We start from the raw sequence: 23,154 nt of genomic DNA, 5'->3' as shown, positions 1-23,154 counted from the left end.
CTCAACGATACTGTGGGGCGTCGGAAGAGATGGGTCGAGACCGGAGGTCGAGTGGGCGCGAGGAATCAGGACGGTCGGTTGCGCGGTCGACGTCGCGCGGTTGTGTGGACCCTGGTGTCGGTGATCGTGCTGGCATTGGTCGCATCGAGCGTGCTGTTCGTGGCGTTGCGCATGAACAAGTCCGACGACCTCCCGGCAGGTGTGCCGCCAAGGCCTGCGCCGATCGCCGCGACGCCTGAGATCAACGCGGTGTCGGCGACGGCGCCACAGCCGACGGCATCCGGCGTGACCAGGCAGATCGCCGCAGCGGCCCGCGCGCCGCAGCTCGGCGAGTTCACCGGCCAGGTCAGCGACTCGTTGACCGGCGCAATCCTGTGGTCGAAGAGCCCGAGCACCCCACGGGTGCCCGCATCGAACACCAAGATCCTGACCGCGGCTGCCGCGCTGCTCGGACTCCCGCACGATGCGCGCCTGACGACGACTGTCGTGGTCGGAACCGACGGCCAGGTGATCGTCAAGGGCGCAGGCGACCCGACGCTATCGGCCCAGTCGAAGCGGTCGCAGACGTTCTACACCGATCCCGGTCGGATCAGCGACCTTGCCGACCAGGTCCGTAGATCGGGGGTTCCGGTCACCTCCGTCGCCGTCGACACCAGCGCGTACACCGGTCCGACGATGGACAGCAGTTGGAGCCGCGACGACATCAAGGGCGGCGACATCGCTCCGATCGAGGCATTGATGACCGACGGCGCGCGCATAGATCCGCTCAACGAATACTCCCCGCGCGTCGACAACCCTGCGATAACCGCCGGAGAACAACTCGCCAAGGCGCTCGACGTCGACGCCCCGGTCACGAACGTCACCGCTCCCGCTGGCGCGCGGACCGTCGCGACGGTCCGCTCTGCACCGCTCGTCACCAGGGTCAACGACATGCTCCGCTACTCCGACAATGTGCTCGCCGAGGCGCTCGGCGTCGAACTGTCCGTCGCTCGTGGTGGACCCGCAACGCTTGCGGGCGGTACGTCGGCGGTGAAGCAGACGCTCGCCGACAACAAGTTCGACGTCTCGAACGTGACGCTGCGCGATACGTCGGGGCTGTCGTACCGCAACCTCGTGCCCGCAGCACTGCTCGACAAGCTGATGGCCGCTGCCAGCGGACCGACCGGAAGCGATCAGCCGATCGATTCCAAGATCCGCCCGATGCTCGACGGACTGCCGGTCGCAGGCGGCACCGGCACACTCGCCGACCGTTTCACCGTCGGCGAGAACCCCGGCGCGGGGTGGGTGCGCGCGAAGACCGGAACACTGACCGGCGTCAGTTCGTTGACCGGCATAGTTCAGACGGTCGACGGTCGGGTGCTGTCGTTCGCGTTGATCTCGGGAGGCACATCTCCCGCGGACGCGCGGCCGGCCCTCGACAACGTCGCGGGCAAGTTGAGGGAGTGCGGGTGCCGATGACCGAGCCGACCGACGTGGGAAGTGGTCTCGACAAGCTCGACCAGCGGGGTGGAGCTGACCAGCGGGGTGAGCTCGACCAGCGGGGTGAGCTCGACAAGCTCGACCAGCGAGACCAGCAGGAGGAGCGCGGCGAGTCGATCGGTGCGCGCATCGATTGGTCGCTTGCCGCGACGGTCGGCAAACGGCTGGTGCGCCCGGGACCCAAGGTCACCGAGTACACGCTCGGCGCCGCGCAGGCCGAACTGGCCGACGCCGCAGTGCGGGCTGAGGGACCGGTGCGCGAGGTCACCGGACTCGCGGACGGGCTGCGCGTACCGAGTGCACTCGTGGTCGATCGGCGCGGCTGGGTCGACGCCGCGTCGCAGTCGATGCGATCGATGCTCGACGGCGACGACGACGAGTCCGGTGGCGGCCTGTCGGGGAAGGTCGGCGGCCTCCAGGCAGGCGGTCTCCTCGCGTTCCTCGCGGGCGCCATCCTCGGGCAGTACGACCCGTTCACGCCGAGTGGTTCGGACGCGAGCGGGCCGAGTGACCCCGGCGTGCTCATGCTGGTGACGCCGAACATCATTGCGGTGGAGCGCAGTCTGCGCGTCGTGCCGTCGGATTTCCGTCTGTGGGTGTGTCTGCACGAGGTGACCCATCGCGTGCAGTTCTCCGCCAACCCCTGGCTGCGTCAGTACATGCTCGACAACATCGCGGTGCTGACCTCCGATGCCGGAGAGTCGGTGGCAGACGTTGTCGCACGGATCAATTCGGCTGTGCGCGGTGGTGCCAAGCGGGAGAAGGGCGTCATCGGTGTGATGCAGATGTTGCAGACGCCCGAGCAGTACGAGGCGTTCACCCGCATGATGATGCTCGGCACCCTTCTGGAGGGGCATGCCGACCACGTCATGGATGCCGTTGGCCCAGCACAGGTTCCGACCGTCGAGCAGATCCGCGCATCGTTCGACAAACGACGCACCGCACCGCGAAATCCCGTGCAGCGCATCATCAGAGCGTTGATCGGTATGGATGCCAAACTCGCGCAATACATTCGGGGCAAGGCTTTCGTCGACGAGGTCGTCGGGACCGTCGGAATGGAGCGTTTCAACACCATCTGGACCGATGCGGAGACGCTGCCCCGGCCAGACGAGATCGACGAGCCGTCGCGATGGATTGCACGCGTGTTGTGACCCGCGCGGTCGCAGATTTTGCGACCGCTCACCTGGCCGGACGCACCGAGGTGTGCGTCGGGTTGTCCGGAGGGCCGGACTCGTTGGCGCTCACCGCAGGAGCGCTTCGTGCGGGTCTGACGGTCCGCGCGCTCATCGTCGACCATGCGCTGCAGCCCGGCTCTGATGCTGTTGCGGCCGATGCGGCGCGGACCGCCGTGGGCCTCGGTGCGTCGGCGCAGGTGCTGCGCGTGAGCGTCGGTACCGCCGGCGGCATGGAAGCGGCGGCACGAGAGGCCCGGTATGCGGCACTCGACGCCGCCCGCGACGGGCTGCCGGTCCTGCTGGCCCACACCATGGACGATCAGGCCGAGACTGTCCTCCTCGGCCTCGGGAGGGGTTCGGGATCGCGTTCGCTGGCTGGTATGCGTGCGTGGCGTGAGCCGTGGGGTCGGCCGCTGCTGGCTGTACGTCGTTCGCAGACGGTCGGAACGTGCACAGAGCTGGCACTGCCAGCGCATGCCGATCCGCACAACCGCGACCCGAGATTCACTCGCGTGCGGCTACGAGCAGAGGTGATCCCGTTGCTCGACGATGTCCTGCACGGTGGGGTCGTCGAGGCGCTGGCGCGCACCGCGACTTCCCTGCAGGCTGACGTCGACGCTCTCGACGACGTCGCGGACGAGATCTACTCGACGTCGTCGCGGATCGGCGATCACGCCGAACTCGACGTTGCTTCGGTCGCCGACCTTCCCGCCGCGGTGCGAACCAGGGTCGTGCGGCGCTGGCTGCGGGAGGTCGGAGCGACAGAACCCACGACGCGGGTGATCGAGGCCGTCGACGAGCTACTTCGGGGTGTTCGGCCGGGCCAGGTGGCGATCGGCGGAGCGCCTGATCACCGGCTGGCGGTCGAACGGACAGCCGATGGGATGAGGGTGACGCGCCTTCCGCGGTGACCCGGTCACCAAAGCGTGGCCGGGTCACCGCGGAGGGATCGCTTTTAGCCGTCCTAAACGGGTGAGTTGATGGTCTGGAAGTACTGGATCGCGGAGAGGATCAGCGTCCCACCTCCGCCGAGGATGATTCCGACGATCGACCCCACTGCTGCACCAATCTCGATGCCGGGGAAGAAGCACCCGATTATCGCGCCAATGGCGCCCACCAAGCACCCGATCGTGCCCCCGATGATTGCGCCGATGGTGAGTCCGACCAGAGAAGAAATGGTCATTCCGGCCGACAGCTGACCGTTGAAGCGGGTGAGCGCCTCGTTGTCGCGTTGTTGCTTCGTCTGCTTCGGTGGGGCTTCCTTGGCGGCGACCGCGCGCGTCGCGTTCACCTGCGCCGGGTCGGCGAGATGTGCACGTAGTTTGTCGCGGGACGGCACCAAAGTCGCGGATGTCGGGGTCACTTGCGCGTCGATGGGCAATTCGAGAAATTCATCCCGATACCACAAAGCCATGCGGAAAAGGGGCTTTCCCGCGCCGTTCTTGATGACCAGGTCAGAGCCCTCACGAGCTATCGTGCCGTCGGTGACGGAGAGGCTCACCGACGACGGTCCAGCGGAAAGGCGGTAGTGAACCGATTCCGACGACGGCGCAGCGTGGGCAGTTGCCTGCAGCAGGGGGATCGCGAGCACAGCGGCGGCGAAGATTGCAATCGCACGTATCAAATACTTTGTCGGCAAATATGTTTCGCCAGGCAAATGTGCTAGTTGAGAGGGTGGCTTCGGGTTGTATCGCCGCTGTTGGTTCATTGTCGTCCTCGTCCTTGATCCGACGTTGAGTTTGCTTGTCATCGGCGATTACGCCGCTCCGTGATCCTCAAATAAAATCCGAGAATCGTTAGTGAGTGATACCGATCACTACGATGCCCGAAAATAGATAGTGGCTGCTTTTCTTGGGGCGTGGGCACAACCGCGCCCGCGGGTGACGCATGTTTCGATCCGTTATTCTCTTGTGATGGATTCGTCCTGTTTTCAGACGACATTTCCTTGGGTGGGTAATGGTGTTCAGACGCAGCGGACGGCACCGCGGGCATCGGCCGGTTCGGTGGACGTGTCAAGCTGGTATCCGTGCATTCCGAGATCGAGATCGAGCACCACTACGGCGACGACATCGAAGCTGTCCTCATAACGGAGGAACAGATCAAGGCGCGGACCGCGGAGCTGGCCCAGTCGGTGGCGCAGCGCTACACGGATCTGCAGGACGATCTGGTCCTGATCGGCGTCCTCAAGGGCGCGATCATGTTCATGACCGATTTCGCCCGCGCGCTGCCCATTCCCTCGCAGATGGAGTTCATGGCGGTGTCGAGCTACGGGTCGGCGACGTCGTCGTCGGGCGTGGTGCGCATCCTCAAGGACCTCGACCGCGACATCGCAGGTCGTGACGTCCTGATCGTCGAGGACATCATCGACTCGGGGCTGACGCTGTCGTGGCTGATGAAGAACCTCGCCACCCGTCAGCCACGGTCGTTGGCGGTGTGCACCCTGCTCCGTAAGCCGGAGGCGGTCCGCTCGCCCGTCGACGTCGCCGATGTCGGCTTCGATATCCCCAACGAGTTCGTCGTCGGCTATGGCCTCGACTATGCGGAGCGCTACCGCGACCTCCCCTTCATCGGCCGCCTGCGCGCGTCGGTCTACGAGAACTAGCCCGCACAGCGCGCGAGGGGAGCCCGCGCAGATAAACAGGGAACGGTTTCACCTGCGTGATCGTTGACCGGTAGCCTCAATGTGTACGACCGAACCCTTGGGTGGCGTTCACATCGTTCACGAACCGATGGGAAGGACAGTGGTAACGGCGCCGGGCGGCCCCACGTAGCCTGGACCTCCACCAATGCGCATGAACCGAAAGACAGTCTTCCGTAACCTCGCGATCCTCGCGGTGCTGGTGCTCGCCCTGTGGGGCTGGAGCGCGATGCGCGATGGTGATCGCGGCTATACCGGGGTCGACACCTCTGTCGCGTTGACGCAGCTCAACACAAAGAACACCAAGTTCATCCAGATCGACGATCGCGAACAGCAGTTGCGGATCGAGACCAAGGATGCAATCAAGGTCGACGGCCAGGACGTCACGAAGATCTCGACCAAATACCCGGCTTCGGCGGGTGAGCAGGTCTTCGACTCGGTCAAGTCGACCGGGGCCGGCTACCAGACCAACGTGACGCAGCAGTCGGTGTTCTGGCAGATCATGATCTTCCTGCTGCCGATGCTGCTGCTGTTCGGACTGTTCTTCTTCGTCATGAACCGCATGCAGGGTGGCGGCAAGGGCGGCGTGATGGGCTTCGGCAAGTCCAAAGCCAAGCAGTTGTCCAAGGACATGCCCAAGACCACCTTCGCCGACGTCGCGGGTGCCGACGAGGCCGTCGAAGAGCTCTACGAGATCAAGGACTTCCTGCAGAACCCCGCGCGCTACCAGGCTCTCGGCGCCAAGATCCCGAAGGGCGTGCTTCTCTACGGTCCGCCGGGAACGGGCAAAACGTTGCTCGCGCGGGCAGTCGCGGGCGAGGCGGGCGTGCCGTTCTTCACCATCTCGGGTTCCGATTTCGTCGAGATGTTCGTCGGTGTCGGTGCGTCGCGTGTGCGTGATTTGTTCGAGCAGGCCAAGAACAACAGTCCGTGCATCATCTTCGTCGACGAGATCGACGCCGTCGGCCGTCAGCGTGGTGCTGGTCTCGGCGGTGGTCACGACGAGCGTGAGCAGACGCTGAACCAGTTGCTCGTGGAGATGGACGGCTTCGGGGACCGCTCGGGTGTGATCCTGATCGCGGCGACCAACCGTCCCGACATCCTCGATCCGGCGCTCCTGCGTCCCGGACGTTTCGACCGGCAGATTCCCGTCGGCAACCCCGACATCGCTGGTCGTCGGGCCATCCTCAAGGTGCACGCCAAGGGCAAGCCCATCGCCGAGGATGCCGATCTCGACGGTTTGGCCAAGCGCACGCCAGGAATGTCGGGCGCCGACCTCGCCAACGTCGTCAACGAAGCCGCACTGCTCGCCGCGCGCGAGAACAAGACGCAGATCACGGCGGAAATGCTCGAGGAGGCGGTCGACCGCGTCATCGGCGGACCGCGTCGCAAGAGCCGGATCATCAGCGAACACGAGAAGAAGGTCGTCGCGTACCACGAGAGTGGACACACGCTCGCCGCGTGGGCGATGCCCGATCTCGACCCGATCTACAAGGTGACGATCCTCGCTCGTGGACGAACGGGTGGTCACGCGCTCGCCGTGCCCGAGCAGGACAAAGACCTGATGACGCGTTCGGAGATGATCGCTCGTCTGGTGATGGCCATGGGCGGTCGTGCATCGGAGGAGTTGGTCTTCCACGAGCCGACGACCGGCGCGTCGTCGGACATCGACCAGGCGACCAAGATCGCTCGCGCGATGGTCACCGAATACGGCATGAGCGCCAAGCTCGGCGCGGTGCGCTACGGGCAGGAGCAGGGCGATCCGTTCCTCGGCCGCAGCATGGGCGCGCAGAGCGACTACTCCGCCGAGGTCGCGAGCGAGATCGACGACGAGGTGCGCCGACTGATCGAGGCCGCACACACCGAGGCGTGGGCGATCCTGTCCGAGTACCGCGACACGCTCGACGTGCTTGCCAGCGAACTCCTCGAGAAGGAGACGCTGACCCGTAAGGATCTCGAGAACATCCTGTCCGACGTCGAGAAGCGTCCGCGGATCACGACGTTCAACGAGTTCGGCGAGCGCACCCCGAGCGACAAGCCCCCGGTGAAGACCCCGGGCGAGTTGGCCATCGAGCGCGGCGAGCCGTGGCCTCCGCCGCCGCCGGAGCCGGTGCGCGAGCCGGTCGGTGCAGGCAGTGCGCCCGCCGCCCCGGGTTACCCCGGTGGGCAGCAGCCCTACTACGGAACCCCTCATCAGGGTCAGGGTTCCTATCCGGGCCAGGGTTCGTACCCGGGTCAGGGTTACGGACAGCCCTATCCGCAGCAGGGCTACCCGCAGGGTTCGCAGGGTGGCGGCACTCGCCCCGACTACGGTGCTCCGCGTGACTGGTCGGCGCCGGGTTGGCCGCCCCAATCGCAGGGGAATCCACCGTCGCAGGGATATCCCCAGTCGCAGGGATATCCGCAGTCGCAGGGGTACCCGCAGAACGGAAACCCGAACGGCGCCAACGGAAATCAACCAAACGGAAACCAGCCCAACGGGTATGGCTATGGCAACGGTTCGTACGGCGGCCAGCACGGCGCGGGCAGCAACGGCGGGCAGCATCGCGATGATGCCGGCGACGGGTCGCAGCGCAACAGGTCGCACGGGGATACCGGCTCGCACGGAGACAACCGTTCACCCGGAGACGGAGCCTGAGGGCCGGATCGATGACAATCAGCGAGGGTCACGACATCGCGACTCACGACGACGCGTCGCGTGAATTGTCGACCGGTGGTGGGCGCTTCTTCGACCAGGAGCGAGCAGAGGCGGCTGTGCGGGAGTTGCTGATCGCGGTCGGTGAGGATCCCGACCGCGAGGGGTTACGGCGCACACCGACCCGCGTGGCGAACGCGTACCGCGAGATGTTCGCCGGTCTCTACACCGACCCGTCGGAGGTGCTCGCCACCATCTTCGACGAAGATCACGACGAGTTGGTGCTGGTCAAAGACATCCCGATGTACTCGACGTGCGAGCACCATCTCGTCTCGTTCCACGGTGTCGCCCACGTCGGCTACATTCCCGGCCCGACCGGCCAGGTGACCGGGCTGTCGAAGTTGGCGCGCGTCGTCGACCTGTATGCCAAGCGTCCGCAGGTGCAGGAGCGGTTGACCAGCCAGATCGCCGATGCCCTGGTTGAACGGCTCAATCCGCGCGGCGTGATCGTCGTGATCGAAGCAGAGCACCTGTGCATGGCGATGCGTGGTATCCGCAAGCCGGGCGCTCGCACGACGACGTCCGCGGTGCGCGGCATCTTCAAGACAAGCGCCGTTTCGCGCGGCGAGGCACTCGACCTCATCACCCGGTGACCGCTCACCCGGTCGCCGCCGACACGGTCGATGCCGCACGCACGAAGGTGATGGGCGTCGTCAACGTCACCGCCGACTCGTTCTCCGACGGTGGTCGCTACCTCGACCCCGACCGCGCCGTCGAACACGGTGTGCGTCTCCTCGCCGACGGCGCCGACATCATCGATGTCGGTGGTGAATCGACCCGCCCGGGTGCGGTGCGCGTCGATGAGTCCGTCGAGATCAAGCGCGTGGTTCCGGTGATCTCCGCACTCGCTGCCGAAGGCGTGCAGGTCTCGGTCGACACGATGCGCGCAGGCGTGGCGGCGGCCGCCATCGAGGCCGGGGCGACGATCGTCAACGACGTCTCGGGCGGTCGTGCAGATCCGGGCATGGCAGCGCTCCTCGCCGACGCCGGACTGCCCTGGATTCTGATGCACTGGCGTCCCGCGGCAGCCGAATCGGATGCCGGTCGACGATTCACCCACCGGGTCGACGACACTGGTGGATACCGCGACGTTGTCGCAGAGGTGAGTCGTGAACTGCTCGGCCAAGTCGACGCCGCCGTCGACGTCGGCGTCGATCCCGACAACATCATCCTCGATCCCGGTCTCGGATTCGCCAAGACCGCACAACACAATTGGGCGCTACTGAACGCGTTGCCGACGCTGGTCGATCTCGGTTTCCCGGTGCTCGTCGGGGCGTCGCGCAAGCGCTTCCTCGGCACGCTGCTCGCCGCGGACGGCCTAGATCGTGCGCCGGAGGGCCGCGAAATCGCCACGGCGTCGATCAGCGCGCTCGCCGCGGTGCACGGTGCGTGGGGGGTTCGGGTACACGACGTGGCAGCCAACCGTGATGCGGTGACGGTCGCTGCGGCGTGGCGCACAGGTGGGCGCGACCGGCACGCCGTCCGACGGGAGCATGGAGATGGCTGACCGCATCGAACTGCGCGGTCTGCGCGTGCGCGGCAACCACGGCGTCTTCGACCACGAGCGCCGTGACGGGCAGGACTTCATCATCGACGTGACGCTGTGGGCCGATCTGCGTGCTGCTGCGGCGTCGGACGATCTGGCCGACACCATCGACTACGGATCGCTCGCACAGCAGGTCCACGACGTCGTAGCCGGTGACCCCCGCAATCTGATCGAGGCCGTCGGTGGGGAGATCGCCGAGAAGGTCATGCTCGACGACCGCATCCACGCCTGCGAGGTGGTGGTGCACAAGCCGTCCGCGCCGATCCCGCTGGATTTCGCCGACGTCGCCGTCGTGACCCGACGCTCTCGCAAGTCGGCCGGTGGTGTGCGGTGACTCGCGCCGTGCTGTCCGCAGGTACCAATCTCGGCGACCGCGAGGCCCGGCTTCGCGAGGTCGTCGACGCCTTCGCCGATGACCTCGTCGCGGCGTCGAGCATCTATTCGACGGCCCCGTGGGGCGGCGTCGAACAACCCGACTTCTACAACATCACGCTGATCGTCGACGCCCCGATTTCGGCGCGCGACTGGTTGGAGCGGGGCTTCGAACTCGAACGTGCTGCCGATAGGACCCGTGACATTCGTTGGGGGCCAAGGACACTCGACGTCGACGTGATCTGTGCGACCGACGCAGACGGACAGCCGGTCATCAGCGACGACGAGGTGCTGACGCTGCCACATCCGCGTGCCGCGGACAGGGCCTTCGTACTCGTTCCGTGGCTGGAGATCGAACCCGACGCGACACTGTGGACGCCCGACGGTGTCCGGTCGGTCGTCGACCTGGTTGCGGCGCTACCCGCGAGTGAACGCGCGGGCGTGCATCGACTGTCCGCGCGTCCCGGGAACTCGCAGCCGGGCCGATCTGGGAGTGAGGTGTCGAGGTGACCGTCCCGCAGCCGTCGACGCCACCGGAGTCCGACGAACCCGGCCTGGGTCCGACGCGACCACGCGATCTGTTGATCATTGCGGTCTTCGTCGCCGTGGTCTCGTGGATTCTGGTGCGTTACAACTACTCGGCGCTGCCCCCGCTGCCGCTGCTTGCCGGAATCGTTCTCTACGTGCTCGCCGCGATCGAGACGGCGATGGCTTTCGTGGTGCGCGCACGTGTCGCCGACCGTCAGGTGGGTCGGGCTCGCGGGCAGTTGCACCCGCTGACGGCCGCGCGTGTGCTCGCCCTGGCGAAGGCGTCCGCGATCCTCGGCGCTGTTGCCGTCGGCGTGTGGGTGGGGATGCTGGTGTTCCTGTGGAGTCAGCACGGCGTGAATGCCGCCGAGCACGACAGGCCTGGCGCGATCGTGGGCGCCTTCGGCGGACTCGCGCTCGTCGGTGCGGCGCTGTGGCTCGAGTACTGCTGCCGGGCACCCGATGACCCGACCGACCAGCCGACGCAGCCGCGGGCCGACGGTCATCCCGGACCCGCGTGACTTGCGTGTGTGACGCGATCGGACGACTTCTTATGGGTCCAATCGTGACTCTCCGCACCAGCCTGGCGGTCGTGGCGGCTGTCAGAGGGTAAGTTCACGATCATGACGACCTCGACTGGCCGTGCCGCCGACACACGCCGTTCCGGTCGCGTCGGGCAGTGGTTGGTGGGTCTCCTGATCGTGCTGGCCGTTGTGGCCAGCGTGCTGATGCTCTTCACTGATCAAATCTCGGTGCTCGGATCGCTGGCGGTGATCGCTGCGCTGTGGGCGGCGGTGATCGCGGCGATTCTAGTCACGCGCTACCGCAGGCAGGCCGAAAGCGCCGAGAGCAAGAGCCGCGACCTGCGCCTGGTGTACGAACTGCAACTCGAGCGCGAGATCGCCGCGCGCAGGCAGTACGAGCTCGACGTCGAGTCGACGATCCGCAAGGAGATCAGCGACGAAGCGGGCGTCGAACTGGCCGAACTCAAGGCGCAGGTGCTCGCACTTCGATCGAGCCTCGAGATGCTGCTGGGTGAGTCGCTGCCCGATCAGCGCGCGGCTCTTCCCAACGAGAAGCTGCGTGAGCTGGCTTCGGGCCTCGGTGGTCTCGGCGCCGAGTCGGGTCAATCCCATACCGGGTACGGCAACGGGGGTTACGGCGACTCGGGCTATTCCGGCGGGTACGGCACGACCGACTACACCGCTCACGACGACGGCGCCGTTGCCGCGCGCGACTTCGAGCAGACCGCTCCCGGCGCTGAGCATCGTCGACGCGACTCCCGCCCGTTCGACGCTCCGCGACGCTTCGGGACCGACGTCGACCCCAACGAACTGACCGAAGTGCTCCCGGTGGTTCCGGGTGACGCCCCCATCTCCGGGCGGATCGCCGCCGAGGTTCCGCTCGACGACATCCACGCCGAAGACACAGCCGTTGAGTACGGGGCGGTTGAGTATGGCGCGGTTGAGTATGCGGCCGTCGAGGACGTACACGCCGACGAGGTCGAGACGGTCGCTGTCGACGAGGGGCTTGCGGCGCAAGCTGAGGCCGAGCAGCAGAACGTTGGCACAGAAGGATCGGGCACAGAAGCATCGGGCGCAGCGGGATCGGGCCCAGAATTCGGCCCGGAGGATTTCGGTGCAGAAGAGGTGAGGGCTGACGAGGTCGTCGTCGATGTGGTCGACGAACAGCCACGGGCGCCCTACACCTCGGGATACGACGAGGAACCCCCTGCAGGATCGACCTCGGCGTCACCGTTCTCCGGCGGGTTCTATGTCCCCACCGCGGAGACGACCCCTTCAGCCGCCGACACCGTCGCGGCGCCGGAGCAGGACGCCCAGGCTGAGACGGCAACGTCGGCGCCCGAGTCCGGTGACTCCGAAACGGTCGACACCCCGGACTCCACGGCGGGTCGTCACGAGACCGGCGACGGTGCGCCCGCAAGTACCTACAGCGGTGGCCGACGACGTCGTGAGGACGACGAGGACCACGACGCCGCGCACACCGCTGGACTGCCCGTCGCAGAGCTGCTCAATCAGCTTCGCCAGTCTCCCGGTGGCAGTGGCGGCGGACGTCGTCGTCGCGAGGACTGACTTTCCCCTTCGGCCCACCTGGTCAGAGCCGTCGAGCGTCTCACCCGTGTCGTCGACGATCCGCTTGGGTGACCCGCCTCACAGGCATTGGCCCGACGATGCGTCGAGCGCCTAGCATTGCGGTGCACGTCCGGTACCCACGCTGCAGTTGGGACTGGAACGATCTGGGAGGACACCGGTGACCTCACCGAACGGCGATCCCGCCGTGTCGAATCAGCCACCCCGCGACGCGGGGCGAGCAGGCCATTCCGGATCCTTCTCCGCCGAATTCGCAGGGGTCAGCAATCTGCCTACGCCCGCGCGCCTGACCATCGGCATCATTTCGGCGGGACGTGTCGGAACCGCACTCGGCGAGGCACTCGAACGTGCAGGCCACGTGGTCGGAGCGGTCGTGGCCAGGTCGCCGCAGTCTCGACGCCGCGCCGCGCAGCGCCTTCCCGAATCGCAGATCCTCGACCTTCCCGACGTGGTCGCCCGCTCGGAGCTCCTGATCATCGCCGTACCCGACGACCGCATCTCCGACGTGGTCGCCGAGATCGTGGACAGCGGACGGCTACGTCCTCGGACGCTCGTCGTACACACGGCGGGCGCGCACGGCGTCGACATCTTGACGCGCCTCACCGCGCTCGGGGCGCTTCCGCTCGCCATTCATCCCGCGATGACGTTCGTCGGAACCGACGACGACACCGCCCGGCTGCCGCAGGCTTGCTTCGGCGTCACCGCTTCCGACGAGGTCGGTCTCGCGATAGCGTCGGCCCTCGTGCTCGAGATGGGCGGTGAGCCTGTCCGGATCGCCGAGGCCGATCGCACGCTTTACCACGCCGCACTCGCGCACGGTGCCAATCATCTCGTCGCACTCGTCAGTGATGCGGTCGTGGCGATGAACGCGGCCATCGAGGGTGGTGCGGGGGAGTCCGGTCGGGACGCGGCAACAGTCGACGGATCTTCGGAACGGTTGGCCGAACGCATTCTCGCGCCGCTTCTGACGGCAGCTCTGCACAATGTGCTCGACCTCGGTCCCTCCGCGCTGACCGGCCCCGTGGCGAGGGGCGACGCGCAGGCCGTCGCAGACCACCTCGACGCTCTCCGAGCACTACCCGGCGGTCATCGACCGGACGCGATCGCCGAGGCGTATCGCATCCTTGCGCGTCGGGCAGCCGCATACACCGACGCACCCGCACCACTCCTCGACGTATTGGAGCAGTGAGTGAACACCGAACAGATGTCGACAGATGTTGTGATGCACGGCCTTTCGCGCCGTATCGGAGGAGAACGATGACCGCGCCGCTGAGTCCAGACGCCTACGCCCGAGGTGAACTGACGGTGCATCGCGACCCTGCGACGCTGCACCGGGTGAGCCAGGCGTTGCGTCGCGCGGGTAAGCGCGTGGCGTTGGTACCGACGATGGGTGCGCTCCACGCGGGCCACTTGCAGTTGATCGACGCCGCCAAGAGCGTCGGCAACGTGGTGGTCATCGTGTCGATCTTCGTCAACCCGCTGCAGTTCGGCGAGAGCGAAGACCTCGACGCATACCCGCGGACCTTCGACGACGACGTCGAGCTGTTGCGTTCCGCCGGTGTGGAATTGGTGTTCGCGCCGACCGTCGACGACATGTACCCACTCGGTCCGCGCACCACGATCGTGCCGGGACCGGCGGGCGACATCCTCGACGGCGCCGTGCGCCCGGGACATTTCGCGGGGATGCTGACCGTGGTGTGCAAACTCCTCAACATCGCGGCACCGCACGCCGCGTTCTTCGGGGAGAAGGACTACCAGCAGTTGGTGTTGATCGCGCAGATGGTCGCCGACCTCAACCTCGACGTCGACATCGTCGGGGTGCCGACGGTGCGCGAGGCTGACGGCCTGGCGCTATCGTCGCGCAACCGCTACCTGACACCGGAGCAGCGTGAGATCGCCACCACGCTGTCCGCGGCGCTCACCGCAGGCGCGCACGCCGCTCCCGGCGGCAAGGATGCGATTCTCGCTGCCGCACAAGCAGTTTTGGCGACATCGCCGGACATCGAACTCGACTATCTCGCGCTACGCGGCCGCGCCCTCGGCGAAGCGCCCGACAAGGGCGACGGACGCCTGCTTGTCGCCGCCCGCCTCGGCGCCGCGCGGCTGATCGACAACGTCGGCGTATCGATCGGCATCGAGCCCGAGGACATCGGGAATCCCGATGCGTACTGACCCACACCGGCTCTCGTTGGTCGAGCGTCGTTCCCCGCTGATCGAGCTTGTCGAGATCACGCCCCCACAGACTCTGCAGCCCGCCCGCAATGCACGCCAACACAGAGGAATGACAGCATGTTTCGCACCATGATGACGTCGAAGATCCACCGGGCGACCGTCACTCAGGCCGATCTGCACTACGTCGGATCGGTGACCATCGACGCCGACCTGCTCGACGCCGCGGACCTTCTCGAAGGCGAACAGGTCACCATCGTCGACATCACCAACGGCGCCCGTCTCGAGACGTATGCAATCGCGGGCGACCGCGGTACCGGCGTCATCGGGATCAACGGCGCGGCAGCACATCTCGTTCATCCCGGTGATCTGGTGATCATCATCGCCTACGGGATCCTCGACGAAGCGGAAGTGCGTGCCTACAGCCCGCACGTGGTCTTCGTCGACGAGGCCAACCGCGTCGTCGAGAACGGTACAGATCCCGCGCACGCACCAGAAGGATCAGGACTACTCGACCCCCGCCACCCCGAAACTGACTCGGCGCGAACCGACTTCGCAGATTCAACGGTGTAGGTCGTCGATGCTGCTCGCCGTCGAGGTCGGGAACACGAACATCCATCTCGGGGTGTTCGCGGGGTCGGGTGAGCACGCCACCCTGGTGCGGGACTGGCGGATTCACACCGACCCACACCTGACCGCCGACGAACTCGCGATGGCTATTCGCGGGCTACTCGGCAGCGACATCGAGCAGATCACCGGCGTGGCCGCGTTGTCGACGGTGCCGGCGTTGTTGCGCGAGCTCCGCGTCATGGTCTCGCGCTACTACGACGGCGTCCATCACGTGCTCCTCGAACCGGGTGTGCGCACCGGGGTTCCGCTGCTCGTCGACAATCCCAAAGAGGTCGGCACTGATCGTGTTGCCAATTGTCTTGCCGCGCACCATATCTACGGCGGACCGTGCATCGTCGTCGCATTCGGCACGGCCACAGTTGTCGACGCGGTGTCTGCGAAGGGCGAGTTCCTCGGCGGTGCCATCGCACCCGGAGTGAACCTCGGCGTCGAGGCCCTCGCCGAGCACACGGTGACCGTTCGCCGCGTCGAGCTCATGCCTCCGCGCAGCGTATTGGGCAAGAACAGCGTCGAAGCGTTGCAGTCGGGAATCCTGTACGGATTCGCCGGGCAGGTCGACGGACTCGTCGACCGGGTGCGCGGCACCGTCGACGGCTTCGACGGCCGGGATCTGACTGTCGTAGCCACCGGGTCGCTGGCGCCGCTGATCTTCCCGGAGAGCCGTACGCTCACCACGCACCACTCGTATCTGACTCTCGTGGGGCTCCGGTTGGTGTCCGAGCGGGCCAAACAGCAGGGCCGTGGGCGCGGGACCCGCTGACCTGGCACTCCCAGCGCGGCGTCGAACTTCTTCTTTTTGCGCGCCGGAAGCACAAAACTCCCGCAGGCCTGGCCCGCGGCGGTGCACTGTGGCAAACTTGTCGCCGTGATCAAGAGCTGTCAGGAGTGTTGTCAGGGCTGAGTCCGCATCATGCGGCCGCCCTTCGTCGACGCCCCCGCTCGTTTCGATCACTCTCGAGGTTTCTCTCATGACCGCATCACCGCTGGTTAACGCACTGGTCCAGGTTCACGCATTCGCACAGGCGCCGGTCACACAGCCCGTCTCCGACGTTCCGCTCTCGCTTCAGCCCACGGCCTACCGCGCCGCGATCGCTGCAGGAGCAGTGCCGGTCGACATCCGTAGTCACCGCAAGCGCAGGCTCGACGGCGCGCTGCTCGGTGCGCTGGCGGTCGACGCCGCGGAAGCGCTCGACCTGCTGACCCCTGGCTCACCGACCTCGCTGCGCACGGCAACCGCCGATCGGCGCTGGGTCGTCGTGAGCGACGACGGCCACGAGGCCGAGTGGCTGGCCTGGCACCTGCAGGCACGCGGTGTCAGTGGTGCTGTGTTCGTCGTCGGCGGGTTCCGCGGCCTGCGTCGCGACGGCATCAACGGCCAGATCAGCGCGGGCGAACTGGCGGTCTTCTCCGCGCACTGAGGGCGCAGGCCCGGCGATTTTCCCCTATCCCACCCCGGCCGATAGTCTTCGAGGTGTGAGCGAACCCCTGACCACGGCGAATACGGCTGCAACGACCACGGCTGGCGACAACGACGACCAGACGCCCGAGCAACTGCGTATCCGTCGGGAGAAGCGCGACCGCATCCTCGACGAGGGACGCGAGGCTTACCCGGTGTCGATCGGCCGTACGCACAGCCTCGCCGAGATCCGCGAGGCACACCCCGACCTCGAGGCGGGCACCGAGACGGGCACGATCGTCGGCGTCGCCGGGCGTGTGATCTTCCTCCGCAACAAGGGCAAGCTGTGCTTCGCCACGCTGCAGGAGGGCGACGGTACGCAGCTCCAGGCGATGATCAGTTTCAACGGGGTCGGCGAGGAGTCGCTCGCGCGATGGAAGTCCGACGTCGACCTCGGCGACATCGTCTACGTCCACGGTGAGGTCATCAGCTCGCGCACCGGCGAACTCTCCGTGATGGCCGACGACTGGGCGATGGCGTCGAAGTCGTTGCGCCCGTTGCCGGTTGCGCACAAGGAGATGAACGAGGAGACGCGCGTCCGTCAGCGCTACGTCGACCTCATCATGCGTCCGGAAGCACGTGAGACTGCGCGGACCCGGATCTCGGTGATCGCCGAGCTGCGCAAGGCACTCGTGACCCGAGGATTCCTCGAGGTCGAGACCCCGATGCTGCAGACGCTGCACGGCGGCGCGGCGGCACGGCCGTTCGTGACGCACTCCAACGCCTTCGACATCGACCTCTACCTGCGTATCGCGCCGGAACTGTTCCTCAAGCGGGCCGTAGTCGGCGGAATCGAGCGCGTCTTCGAGATCAACCGCAACTTCCGCAACGAGGGCGCCGACTCCACCCATTCGCCCGAATTCGCGATGCTCGAGACCTACCAGGCCTACGGCACCTACGACGACGCCGCGACGATGACCCGCGAGATCATCCAGGAGGTGGCACTCGGCGCGATCGGCACGCTCACGCCGGAAATGCCCGACGGCACCACCTACGACCTCTCCGGCGAGTGGACCTCGTTGGAGATGTACCCGTCGCTCTCGGAGGCGCTCGGCCAGGAGATCGTTCCCGACGGCGGCCCGGAGCATCCCGGGACCAGCGTCGACGAGCTGCTCGCCATCGCAGCCCGCGTCGGCCTCGAGGTGCCCAAGGACAAGGGTTACGGTCACGGGAAGCTCGTCGAGGAACTGTGGGAGCACATGGTCGGCGAGAAGCTCTCGCAACCCGTGTTCGTGCGGGACTTTCCCGTCGAGACGTCGCCGCTCGTTCGCGCGCACCGCAGCGTGCCGGGCGTCGTGGAGAAGTGGGACCTCTACGTCCGCGGCTTCGAGCTGGCCACCGGCTACTCCGAACTCGTCGACCCGGTCATCCAGCGTGAGCGCTTCGTCGACCAGGCACGCCTCGCTGCCGCCGGCGACGACGAGGCCATGCGACTCGACGAGGAGTTCCTCGCCGCGATGGAGTACGGCATGCCCCCGACGGCGGGCACCGGCATGGGCATCGACCGTCTGCTGATGGCGCTGACTGGCCTGGGCATCCGCGAGACGATCCTGTTCCCACTGGTCAAGCCGCTGCGCGACTGAGGCTTGGTCGGGCCGCTGCGCGGCGGGGCTGCCGGTCGGGCCGCTGTGCAGCGTGGCCAGACGCCGTCCTCAGCCGCGATCAGCACCCAGCCCGCTCGCAGCGACCACGGATTCGACGCCGCCAGACGCCTCGACGCGCCGCCAGCGCTCGCCGGGCAGTTCGAGCGTCTCACTCTGCCTGCGCGCGACGGTGGCGTCGGCGTCGGATGCGTCGAGTCCGCGATGTTCGATACGTGAAATGCGCTCGGCCTCAGGTAGTTCCAGCCAGATTCCGGTGAAGTCGACGCCCGCGCGCTCGGCTGCGTCGGCTATTGTCGAGGACTGACTTCTTCGGCCGAACACGGCGTCGGCGATGACGCTCATTCCGCCGCGCAGGTCTGCTTCGGCGAGCCGGAACAGCTCGGTGTACACCGCTGCCCGAGCGGCGTCGGTGTAGGCCGACCGCGGGAGCCTGTCCCCGATGCCCACTCCCGCAAGACGTTTGCGCAGCACGTCGGTGCGCAGGATGCGGGCGCCCGGAGCGGGGTCGAGACTGCCTCCGACCGCCCGCGCTATCGTCGACTTCCCGGTACCGGAACCGCCCCCAATCGCGACAAGTTGCGGCAGCGAAGAATCGGTGAAACCCAGTGCAAGCGCGAGGTATTCGTGTGCGCGTTCGACGTCGTGCTCGGCTGCCGCGACGTGTGCGCGCACGGTGGCACGTACCGCGAGCAGTACCGGCAGCAGGCGGAACGCCTCCTCGTCGTCGATAGAACCCTCGAACGTCGCATGATCGAAGTAGGTGTTGACGACGACGTTGGCTTCGTGTCGTAGCCCGCGCGCCCACAGGTCCATCACGAGGAACGCGAGATCGTAGAGGACGTCGGTCGTGGCAAGCTCCGCGTCGAACTCCAAGCAGTCGAACGGAATCGGCTCGCCGTCGATGATCGCGACGTTCCCGAGATGCAGGTCGCCGTGACAGTGGCGAACGCGTCCGCCGCGTGCCCGATCGTCGAGAAGGTCGCGATGCTCGGTGATGAGTGCAGTGATTCGGTCGGTGAGTTCCTGTGCCACAACGGGTTCGATGATCTCCGGGAACGCCGCCATGCTCGCGAGGTTTCCGTCGACGACCTCCTGCAATCGTTGCGCCCCATGGGAATCCGCACTGATTTCAGATCCCTGATGTAGTTCGACGACGCGCATCGCGAGTCGCTGCAGCAGGTCGTCGTCGAGGCCACCTGGATGTGCGTAGTTGACCATCAGTGCGTCGTCGTCGAAGCGCGTCATCTCCAAGACGTGGTCGACGATCTCGCCCGCGCCGTCGAACGAGAGCGAACCGTCCGCGGTGCGTCGGATCGCGTGTACCGCGATGTAGAGATCGGGAGCGAAGCGCCGATTGAGTCGGAGTTCGGCGTCGAGGGCTGCTCGACGCAGCTGTGGCGTACTGAAGTCGAAGTAGCGCAACCGAACCGGCCGTTTGAACTTCCAGGCGCGGTCACCGTTGAGGACGATCACCGCGCCGTGCGTGACGATGCTTCTCGTTGAGGCATCAGGGTCGAGGGCGCCGACCTGTGCCAGCAGGTCCTCGGCTCGTGCCGTGTCGTTCATGAGTCCGTACCGGATTCGGCCACGGCGCGGCGGTATTCGCCTGGAGGCATGCCGAGGGTCTGCCGGAAGTCGGCGGAGAAGTGCGCCTGATCGGTGTACGCGAGGTCGGCGGCGACGTCGGCGAGGGTGATCGTCGGGTCGTCGCGCAGTCGTTCCGCGGCCTCCTGCAATCGATATCGGCGGATGACCGCCAACGGGGCGAGACCGATGTGGCGGTCGGCGATGCGCTGCAGTGTGCGTACAGACATCGACATCTCGCGTGCGAGGTCGTCGACGCGGACGATGCCGCGATCCGCTGCGATCAGGTCCTGCATCTCGTTCGCGAGCAGCGCCGACTCCTGGGGTGGCGTCGCGTGTTCACGCAGCCACGACGCGAAGCGTGATGCTGCGTCGGAGACGTCGGGTTCCTCGACAGCCATTGCCGCAGAGATCGATTCGAACAGATCGGGCGCGCGGAACGGTTGCGCGGCGTCGCGCAGAGATCGTGGCGAAACATCTAGCGCGACAGCGCCTGCCGGTCGCAGCAACGCCCCGACGGCCCACCCCGAGCCGGTCAGATCGCGGTGTGTGCGCTGAGTCGACGGCCCGACAATCAGCACCGCATCAGGTTCGACGACGAGGTTGCATGCGGGAAACGGCAGAATGTTCTGCCGCGACGTCCGTCCGGGCGCAAGGCTCCACTGGGGTATCCAGAACCACGAGACCATCGACGCGAGGTCGTCGGGCGCGACAACGCGGTCGAAGGTGGGCAGGCGAGCGGGGTAGAGCACCCCGCGGGTGTCTGCGGTGTCCGTGACTGGGGTGTCTGGGGCGCGGGTGTCTGGGGCGCGGGTGTCTGGGGCGCCGGAGTGGTCGGCTCCGCTGACGGGCATGCGTCCACGATAGTCGTCGCAAATCTACAAGCCGCGCACCGCACACGATCCCTAGCGTGAAACGCATGACAACACAGCAGAACACCACCACCGAGCCGACGACTGGCGTCACCGGCGACCACACCACCGACGGCATCCCGCACGGCCTGACGAGTCTCACCCCGTTCATCGCCGTGTCGAATGCCAAGCAGGCAATCGAGTTCTACACCAGCGTCTTCGGGGCGAGACTGGTCGATGCCACGGAGTTCAGCGGCGTGGTCGTGCACGCCGACCTCGACTTCGGCACCGGCCACCTGCAACTCGGCGAGCCCAACGAGGAGTACGGCCTGATCGCCGCGCCCGACGGGCCTGCCGCGTGCTACTCGTTGGGCCTTTACTGCCCCAGCGCCGACGAGGTGGTGGCCAAGGCCGAATCCGCCGGCGCCACGGTCCGTGAGCCCCTCTCGACCTTCGTCTCGGGCGACCGGTTCGCGTCGATCCTCGATCCGTTCGGGGTGCGCTGGTCGGTGATGACTCGCGTCGAGGATCTTTCCGAAGAGCAGAGCGCCCAACGCGTCGCCGAATGGGCTGCATCGCAGTCCGATTCGTGAGCGGGTTGGAGTTCAGCGCAGTTCGCGTTTGAGTATCTTGCCCGACGCGTTGCGGGGAAACGCGTCGACGAACACCACGGATCGGGGAACCTTGAAGTTCGCGAGATGTGTGCGCGCATAGGAGAGTACGTCGTCCTCGGAGAGGCGGGCGTCGTCGTGGATGGTCACGTAGGCCCGCCCCACCTCGCCGAGTCGGTCGTCGGGAACTCCGATCACAGCGGTTTCGGTGACTCCGTCGAGGCGTGCGAGCGTCTGTTCGACCTCGGCGGGGTACACGTTGAACCCTCCACAGATGAACATGTCCTTGAGCCGGTCGGTGATCCGGAGATTCCCCCGCTCGTCGATCACACCGACGTCGCCGGTGTGTAACCACCCGTCGGCGTCGATGGTCGCTTCGGTCGCCGCGGGATCGTCGAGGTAGCCGCGCATGACCATCGCGCCACGGGTGAGCACCTCACCCTGGTCCGACAGCGCGATCTCCATGCCGTCGAAGGCTCTGCCGCACGTTGTCGCGACCGTGACGTCGTCGTCATCGGGGGTGCACGTGGTGATGAAGCCGCTGGATTCGGTTTGGCCGTAGGCGGTGATCACCGTGTCGACGCCGAGGTCGCGCTGGATACGCTCGATCAGCACCACCGGCACGATGGCCGCGCCGGTCACCACCAGGCGAAGCGACGACAGGTCGTGGGCTGCGCGCGCGGGGTCGTCGAGGATGGTTTGGAAGATGGTCGGCGCACCGGGAAAGACTGTTGCACGCTCTGATTCGACGACCCGCATGGCTTCGGTGGGGGAGTAGACCGCGAGTGGAATCATCGTCGTTCCGAAGAGAATCGACGGCAGAATGCCCGCCTTGTATCCGAACGTGTGGAAGTACGGGTTCACCATCAGGTAGCGGTCTGATGGACTCAGGAGTCCGTTGGCTCCCCACGCCCGCGCGCCCGCGATGGTCTGCTGGTGCTCGGCCAGAACGCCTTTCGACTTCCCGGTGGTTCCCGAGGTGAACAGAATGTCGGAGATGTCCTCTGGCGCAACAGCATCTGCTCGACGATCCGCTTCGGCACGCGTCTCGTCGGTGGCACGCGCGACGAAGTCCGACCAGTCGACGCTGCCCTCGGGTGCTGGCGCCGACCCGTTGAGCGGTACCCGCACCACGAGATCGGGCAGCGAGCTGCGATGCTCGGCAAGCAGTTCCGCCGCGTGGTCGACGCCGAGGAACTCACCCGACACCACCACCGCCGACACCTGAGCTCTCTCGATCACGTCGACGGCCTCGGTTGCCGTGTAGCGGGTGTTGAGGGGGACGAGCACCCCGCCCGCGTACTGGATGCCCAATGCGGCGATCGGCCAGTGATAGCTGTTGGGCGACCAGATGGCCACCCTGTCGCCGGCCTCGAATCCCGACGCGACCAGCGCTGCGGCGAACTCACGGACGCACTCGAGCAGCTCCGCGTATGTCAGCTCGACGCTGTCGTCCCCCTCGCTCCACTGGCGGTCGAGGATCGCCTGCTGCGCCGGCCAGGTCTGCGCCGCCCGGATCAGCGCCGCGGGCGTCGACTGGGCGCTCTGTCCCGTCGACTGGGCGCTCCCTCCGGCCGACTGGGCGCTCTGTTCCGACGACTGTGCGCTCTGTCCCGTCGACTGGGCGTTCTGTCGCGCCGACTGTGCGTCGCCGTTGGTGACTATCGACTCCATGGCCATAACCTAACAAATGCTTGGTAGGTTA

The 23,154-nt window shown here is 66.6% G+C and carries 22 protein-coding genes; 18 read left to right on the top strand and 4 right to left on the bottom strand.

Annotation, left to right across the window (positions count from 1 at the left end):
- Positions 1 to 51: 51 nt before the first annotated feature.
- Genes dacB through tilS form a run of 3 tightly spaced genes read left to right on the top strand, consistent with a single transcriptional unit; the run spans position 52 to position 3,565 of the window.
- Positions 52 to 1,458: a D-alanyl-D-alanine carboxypeptidase/D-alanyl-D-alanine endopeptidase gene (gene dacB / locus ACRVY7_RS08965; RefSeq protein WP_431816795.1), complete on the top strand. Its 1,407-nt coding sequence runs from the start codon at positions 52 to 54 to the stop codon at positions 1,456 to 1,458.
- Positions 1,455 to 2,630, top strand: coding sequence for a zinc-dependent metalloprotease (locus ACRVY7_RS08960; protein ID WP_431816794.1), 1,176 nt, complete (start codon positions 1,455 to 1,457; stop codon positions 2,628 to 2,630). The genes dacB and ACRVY7_RS08960 overlap by 4 nt, the downstream gene beginning before the upstream one ends.
- Positions 2,609 to 3,565 (top strand): tRNA lysidine(34) synthetase TilS, encoded by a 957-nt coding sequence (tilS, locus tag ACRVY7_RS08955; protein ID WP_431816793.1) that lies wholly within the window; start codon positions 2,609 to 2,611, stop codon positions 3,563 to 3,565. The genes ACRVY7_RS08960 and tilS overlap by 22 nt, the downstream gene beginning before the upstream one ends.
- Before the next feature lie 53 nt (positions 3,566 to 3,618).
- On the opposite strand, the gene ACRVY7_RS08950 is transcribed toward tilS, so the two are convergent.
- The gene (locus ACRVY7_RS08950; RefSeq protein WP_431816792.1) at positions 3,619 to 4,278 is read right to left on the bottom strand and encodes a DUF8020 domain-containing protein; all 660 of its coding nucleotides are present in this window, start codon (positions 4,276 to 4,278) and stop codon (positions 3,619 to 3,621) included.
- Positions 4,279 to 4,680: 402 nt separating this feature from the next.
- Between ACRVY7_RS08950 and hpt the strand changes: the two genes are divergently transcribed.
- From hpt to lysS, 14 genes are all read left to right on the top strand, one after another.
- The gene (gene hpt / locus ACRVY7_RS08945; RefSeq protein WP_049699953.1) at positions 4,681 to 5,256 is read left to right on the top strand and encodes a hypoxanthine phosphoribosyltransferase; all 576 of its coding nucleotides are present in this window, start codon (positions 4,681 to 4,683) and stop codon (positions 5,254 to 5,256) included.
- Between the two features lie 190 nt (positions 5,257 to 5,446).
- Entirely contained in the window at positions 5,447 to 7,930 is a 2,484-nt protein-coding gene (ftsH, locus tag ACRVY7_RS08940) for an ATP-dependent zinc metalloprotease FtsH (protein ID WP_431816791.1), read from the top strand.
- An 11-nt stretch (positions 7,931 to 7,941) separates the two neighbouring features.
- Positions 7,942 to 8,580: a GTP cyclohydrolase I FolE gene (gene folE, locus ACRVY7_RS08935; protein ID WP_431816790.1), complete on the top strand. Its 639-nt coding sequence runs from the start codon at positions 7,942 to 7,944 to the stop codon at positions 8,578 to 8,580.
- Between the two features lie 50 nt (positions 8,581 to 8,630).
- The gene (gene folP / locus ACRVY7_RS08930) at positions 8,631 to 9,494 is read left to right on the top strand and encodes a dihydropteroate synthase (RefSeq protein WP_431817060.1); all 864 of its coding nucleotides are present in this window, start codon (positions 8,631 to 8,633) and stop codon (positions 9,492 to 9,494) included.
- Positions 9,487 to 9,867, top strand: a complete 381-nt coding sequence (gene folB, locus ACRVY7_RS08925) for a dihydroneopterin aldolase (RefSeq protein WP_431816789.1) — start codon at positions 9,487 to 9,489, stop codon at positions 9,865 to 9,867. Before folP ends, folB begins: the two co-directional genes overlap by 8 nt.
- A complete protein-coding gene (gene folK, locus ACRVY7_RS08920; protein ID WP_431816788.1) occupies positions 9,864 to 10,415 on the top strand; it encodes a 2-amino-4-hydroxy-6-hydroxymethyldihydropteridine diphosphokinase in 552 nt (183 codons plus the stop codon). The genes folB and folK overlap by 4 nt, the downstream gene beginning before the upstream one ends.
- On the top strand, positions 10,412 to 10,954 hold the full coding sequence (locus ACRVY7_RS08915; protein ID WP_049699949.1) for a DUF3180 domain-containing protein: 543 nt from the start codon (positions 10,412 to 10,414) through the stop codon (positions 10,952 to 10,954). The genes folK and ACRVY7_RS08915 overlap by 4 nt, the downstream gene beginning before the upstream one ends.
- Before the next feature lie 102 nt (positions 10,955 to 11,056).
- The gene (locus tag ACRVY7_RS08910) at positions 11,057 to 12,526 is read left to right on the top strand and encodes a DUF6779 domain-containing protein (RefSeq protein ID WP_431816787.1); all 1,470 of its coding nucleotides are present in this window, start codon (positions 11,057 to 11,059) and stop codon (positions 12,524 to 12,526) included.
- 178 nt (positions 12,527 to 12,704) lie between these two features.
- Entirely contained in the window at positions 12,705 to 13,733 is a 1,029-nt protein-coding gene (locus ACRVY7_RS08905; protein WP_431816786.1) for a Rossmann-like and DUF2520 domain-containing protein, read from the top strand.
- Between the two features lie 68 nt (positions 13,734 to 13,801).
- Positions 13,802 to 14,716: a pantoate--beta-alanine ligase gene (gene panC / locus ACRVY7_RS08900; protein ID WP_431816785.1), complete on the top strand. Its 915-nt coding sequence runs from the start codon at positions 13,802 to 13,804 to the stop codon at positions 14,714 to 14,716.
- Between the two features lie 117 nt (positions 14,717 to 14,833).
- Positions 14,834 to 15,286, top strand: coding sequence for an aspartate 1-decarboxylase (gene panD, locus ACRVY7_RS08895; RefSeq protein WP_049699944.1), 453 nt, complete (start codon positions 14,834 to 14,836; stop codon positions 15,284 to 15,286).
- A 7-nt stretch (positions 15,287 to 15,293) separates the two neighbouring features.
- Complete coding sequence (locus tag ACRVY7_RS08890; RefSeq protein ID WP_431816784.1) at positions 15,294 to 16,103, top strand: type III pantothenate kinase; 810 nt, start codon at positions 15,294 to 15,296, stop codon at positions 16,101 to 16,103.
- Between the two features lie 208 nt (positions 16,104 to 16,311).
- Positions 16,312 to 16,761, top strand: a complete 450-nt coding sequence (locus tag ACRVY7_RS08885) for a rhodanese-like domain-containing protein (protein ID WP_431816783.1) — start codon at positions 16,312 to 16,314, stop codon at positions 16,759 to 16,761.
- 55 nt (positions 16,762 to 16,816) lie between these two features.
- Complete coding sequence (gene lysS / locus ACRVY7_RS08880; RefSeq protein ID WP_431816782.1) at positions 16,817 to 18,382, top strand: lysine--tRNA ligase; 1,566 nt, start codon at positions 16,817 to 16,819, stop codon at positions 18,380 to 18,382.
- A gap of 69 nt (positions 18,383 to 18,451) precedes the next feature.
- On the opposite strand, the gene ACRVY7_RS08875 is transcribed toward lysS, so the two are convergent.
- The gene (locus ACRVY7_RS08875) at positions 18,452 to 19,969 is read right to left on the bottom strand and encodes a bifunctional aminoglycoside phosphotransferase/ATP-binding protein (protein WP_431816781.1); all 1,518 of its coding nucleotides are present in this window, start codon (positions 19,967 to 19,969) and stop codon (positions 18,452 to 18,454) included.
- Positions 19,966 to 20,841: a helix-turn-helix domain-containing protein gene (locus tag ACRVY7_RS08870; protein WP_431816780.1), complete on the bottom strand. Its 876-nt coding sequence runs from the start codon at positions 20,839 to 20,841 to the stop codon at positions 19,966 to 19,968. Before ACRVY7_RS08870 ends, ACRVY7_RS08875 begins: the two co-directional genes overlap by 4 nt.
- Before the next feature lie 65 nt (positions 20,842 to 20,906).
- On the opposite strand from ACRVY7_RS08870, the gene ACRVY7_RS08865 reads away from it, so the two are divergent.
- On the top strand, positions 20,907 to 21,431 hold the full coding sequence (locus ACRVY7_RS08865; protein ID WP_431816779.1) for a VOC family protein: 525 nt from the start codon (positions 20,907 to 20,909) through the stop codon (positions 21,429 to 21,431).
- Between the two features lie 12 nt (positions 21,432 to 21,443).
- Here the strand turns inward: ACRVY7_RS08865 and ACRVY7_RS08860 are convergent, their stop codons facing one another.
- Positions 21,444 to 23,123 (bottom strand): FadD3 family acyl-CoA ligase, encoded by a 1,680-nt coding sequence (locus ACRVY7_RS08860; protein WP_431816778.1) that lies wholly within the window; start codon positions 23,121 to 23,123, stop codon positions 21,444 to 21,446.
- Between the last annotated feature and the right edge of the window lie 31 nt (positions 23,124 to 23,154).

The organism is Gordonia jacobaea (assembly GCF_965344965.1).
Lineage (GTDB): Bacteria > Actinomycetota > Actinomycetes > Mycobacteriales > Mycobacteriaceae > Gordonia > Gordonia jacobaea.
This window is presented reverse-complemented; position numbering and strand designations above follow the sequence as displayed.

Bases quoted from the DNA above. Each gene is read 5' to 3' on its own strand.
- ACRVY7_RS08865 (WP_431816779.1), top strand. From the start codon at position 20,907: ATGACAACACAGCAGAACACCACCACCGAGCCGACGACTGGCGTCACC.
- folB (WP_431816789.1), top strand. From the start codon at position 9,487: ATGGCTGACCGCATCGAACTGCGCGGTCTGCGCGTGCGCGGCAACCAC.
- ACRVY7_RS08870 (WP_431816780.1), bottom strand. From the start codon at position 20,841: ATGCCCGTCAGCGGAGCCGACCACTCCGGCGCCCCAGACACCCGCGCC.
- folE (WP_431816790.1), top strand. From the start codon at position 7,942: ATGACAATCAGCGAGGGTCACGACATCGCGACTCACGACGACGCGTCG.
- folP (WP_431817060.1), top strand. From the start codon at position 8,631: ATGGGCGTCGTCAACGTCACCGCCGACTCGTTCTCCGACGGTGGTCGC.
- ACRVY7_RS08885 (WP_431816783.1), top strand. From the start codon at position 16,312: ATGACCGCATCACCGCTGGTTAACGCACTGGTCCAGGTTCACGCATTC.
- ACRVY7_RS08960 (WP_431816794.1), top strand. From the start codon at position 1,455: ATGACCGAGCCGACCGACGTGGGAAGTGGTCTCGACAAGCTCGACCAG.
- ACRVY7_RS08875 (WP_431816781.1), bottom strand. From the start codon at position 19,969: ATGAACGACACGGCACGAGCCGAGGACCTGCTGGCACAGGTCGGCGCC.
- ftsH (WP_431816791.1), top strand. From the start codon at position 5,447: ATGAACCGAAAGACAGTCTTCCGTAACCTCGCGATCCTCGCGGTGCTG.
- ACRVY7_RS08910 (WP_431816787.1), top strand. From the start codon at position 11,057: ATGACGACCTCGACTGGCCGTGCCGCCGACACACGCCGTTCCGGTCGC.
- ACRVY7_RS08890 (WP_431816784.1), top strand. From the start codon at position 15,294: ATGCTGCTCGCCGTCGAGGTCGGGAACACGAACATCCATCTCGGGGTG.
- ACRVY7_RS08860 (WP_431816778.1), bottom strand. From the start codon at position 23,123: ATGGAGTCGATAGTCACCAACGGCGACGCACAGTCGGCGCGACAGAAC.
- panC (WP_431816785.1), top strand. From the start codon at position 13,802: ATGACCGCGCCGCTGAGTCCAGACGCCTACGCCCGAGGTGAACTGACG.
- panD (WP_049699944.1), top strand. From the start codon at position 14,834: ATGTTTCGCACCATGATGACGTCGAAGATCCACCGGGCGACCGTCACT.
- tilS (WP_431816793.1), top strand. From the start codon at position 2,609: ATGGATTGCACGCGTGTTGTGACCCGCGCGGTCGCAGATTTTGCGACC.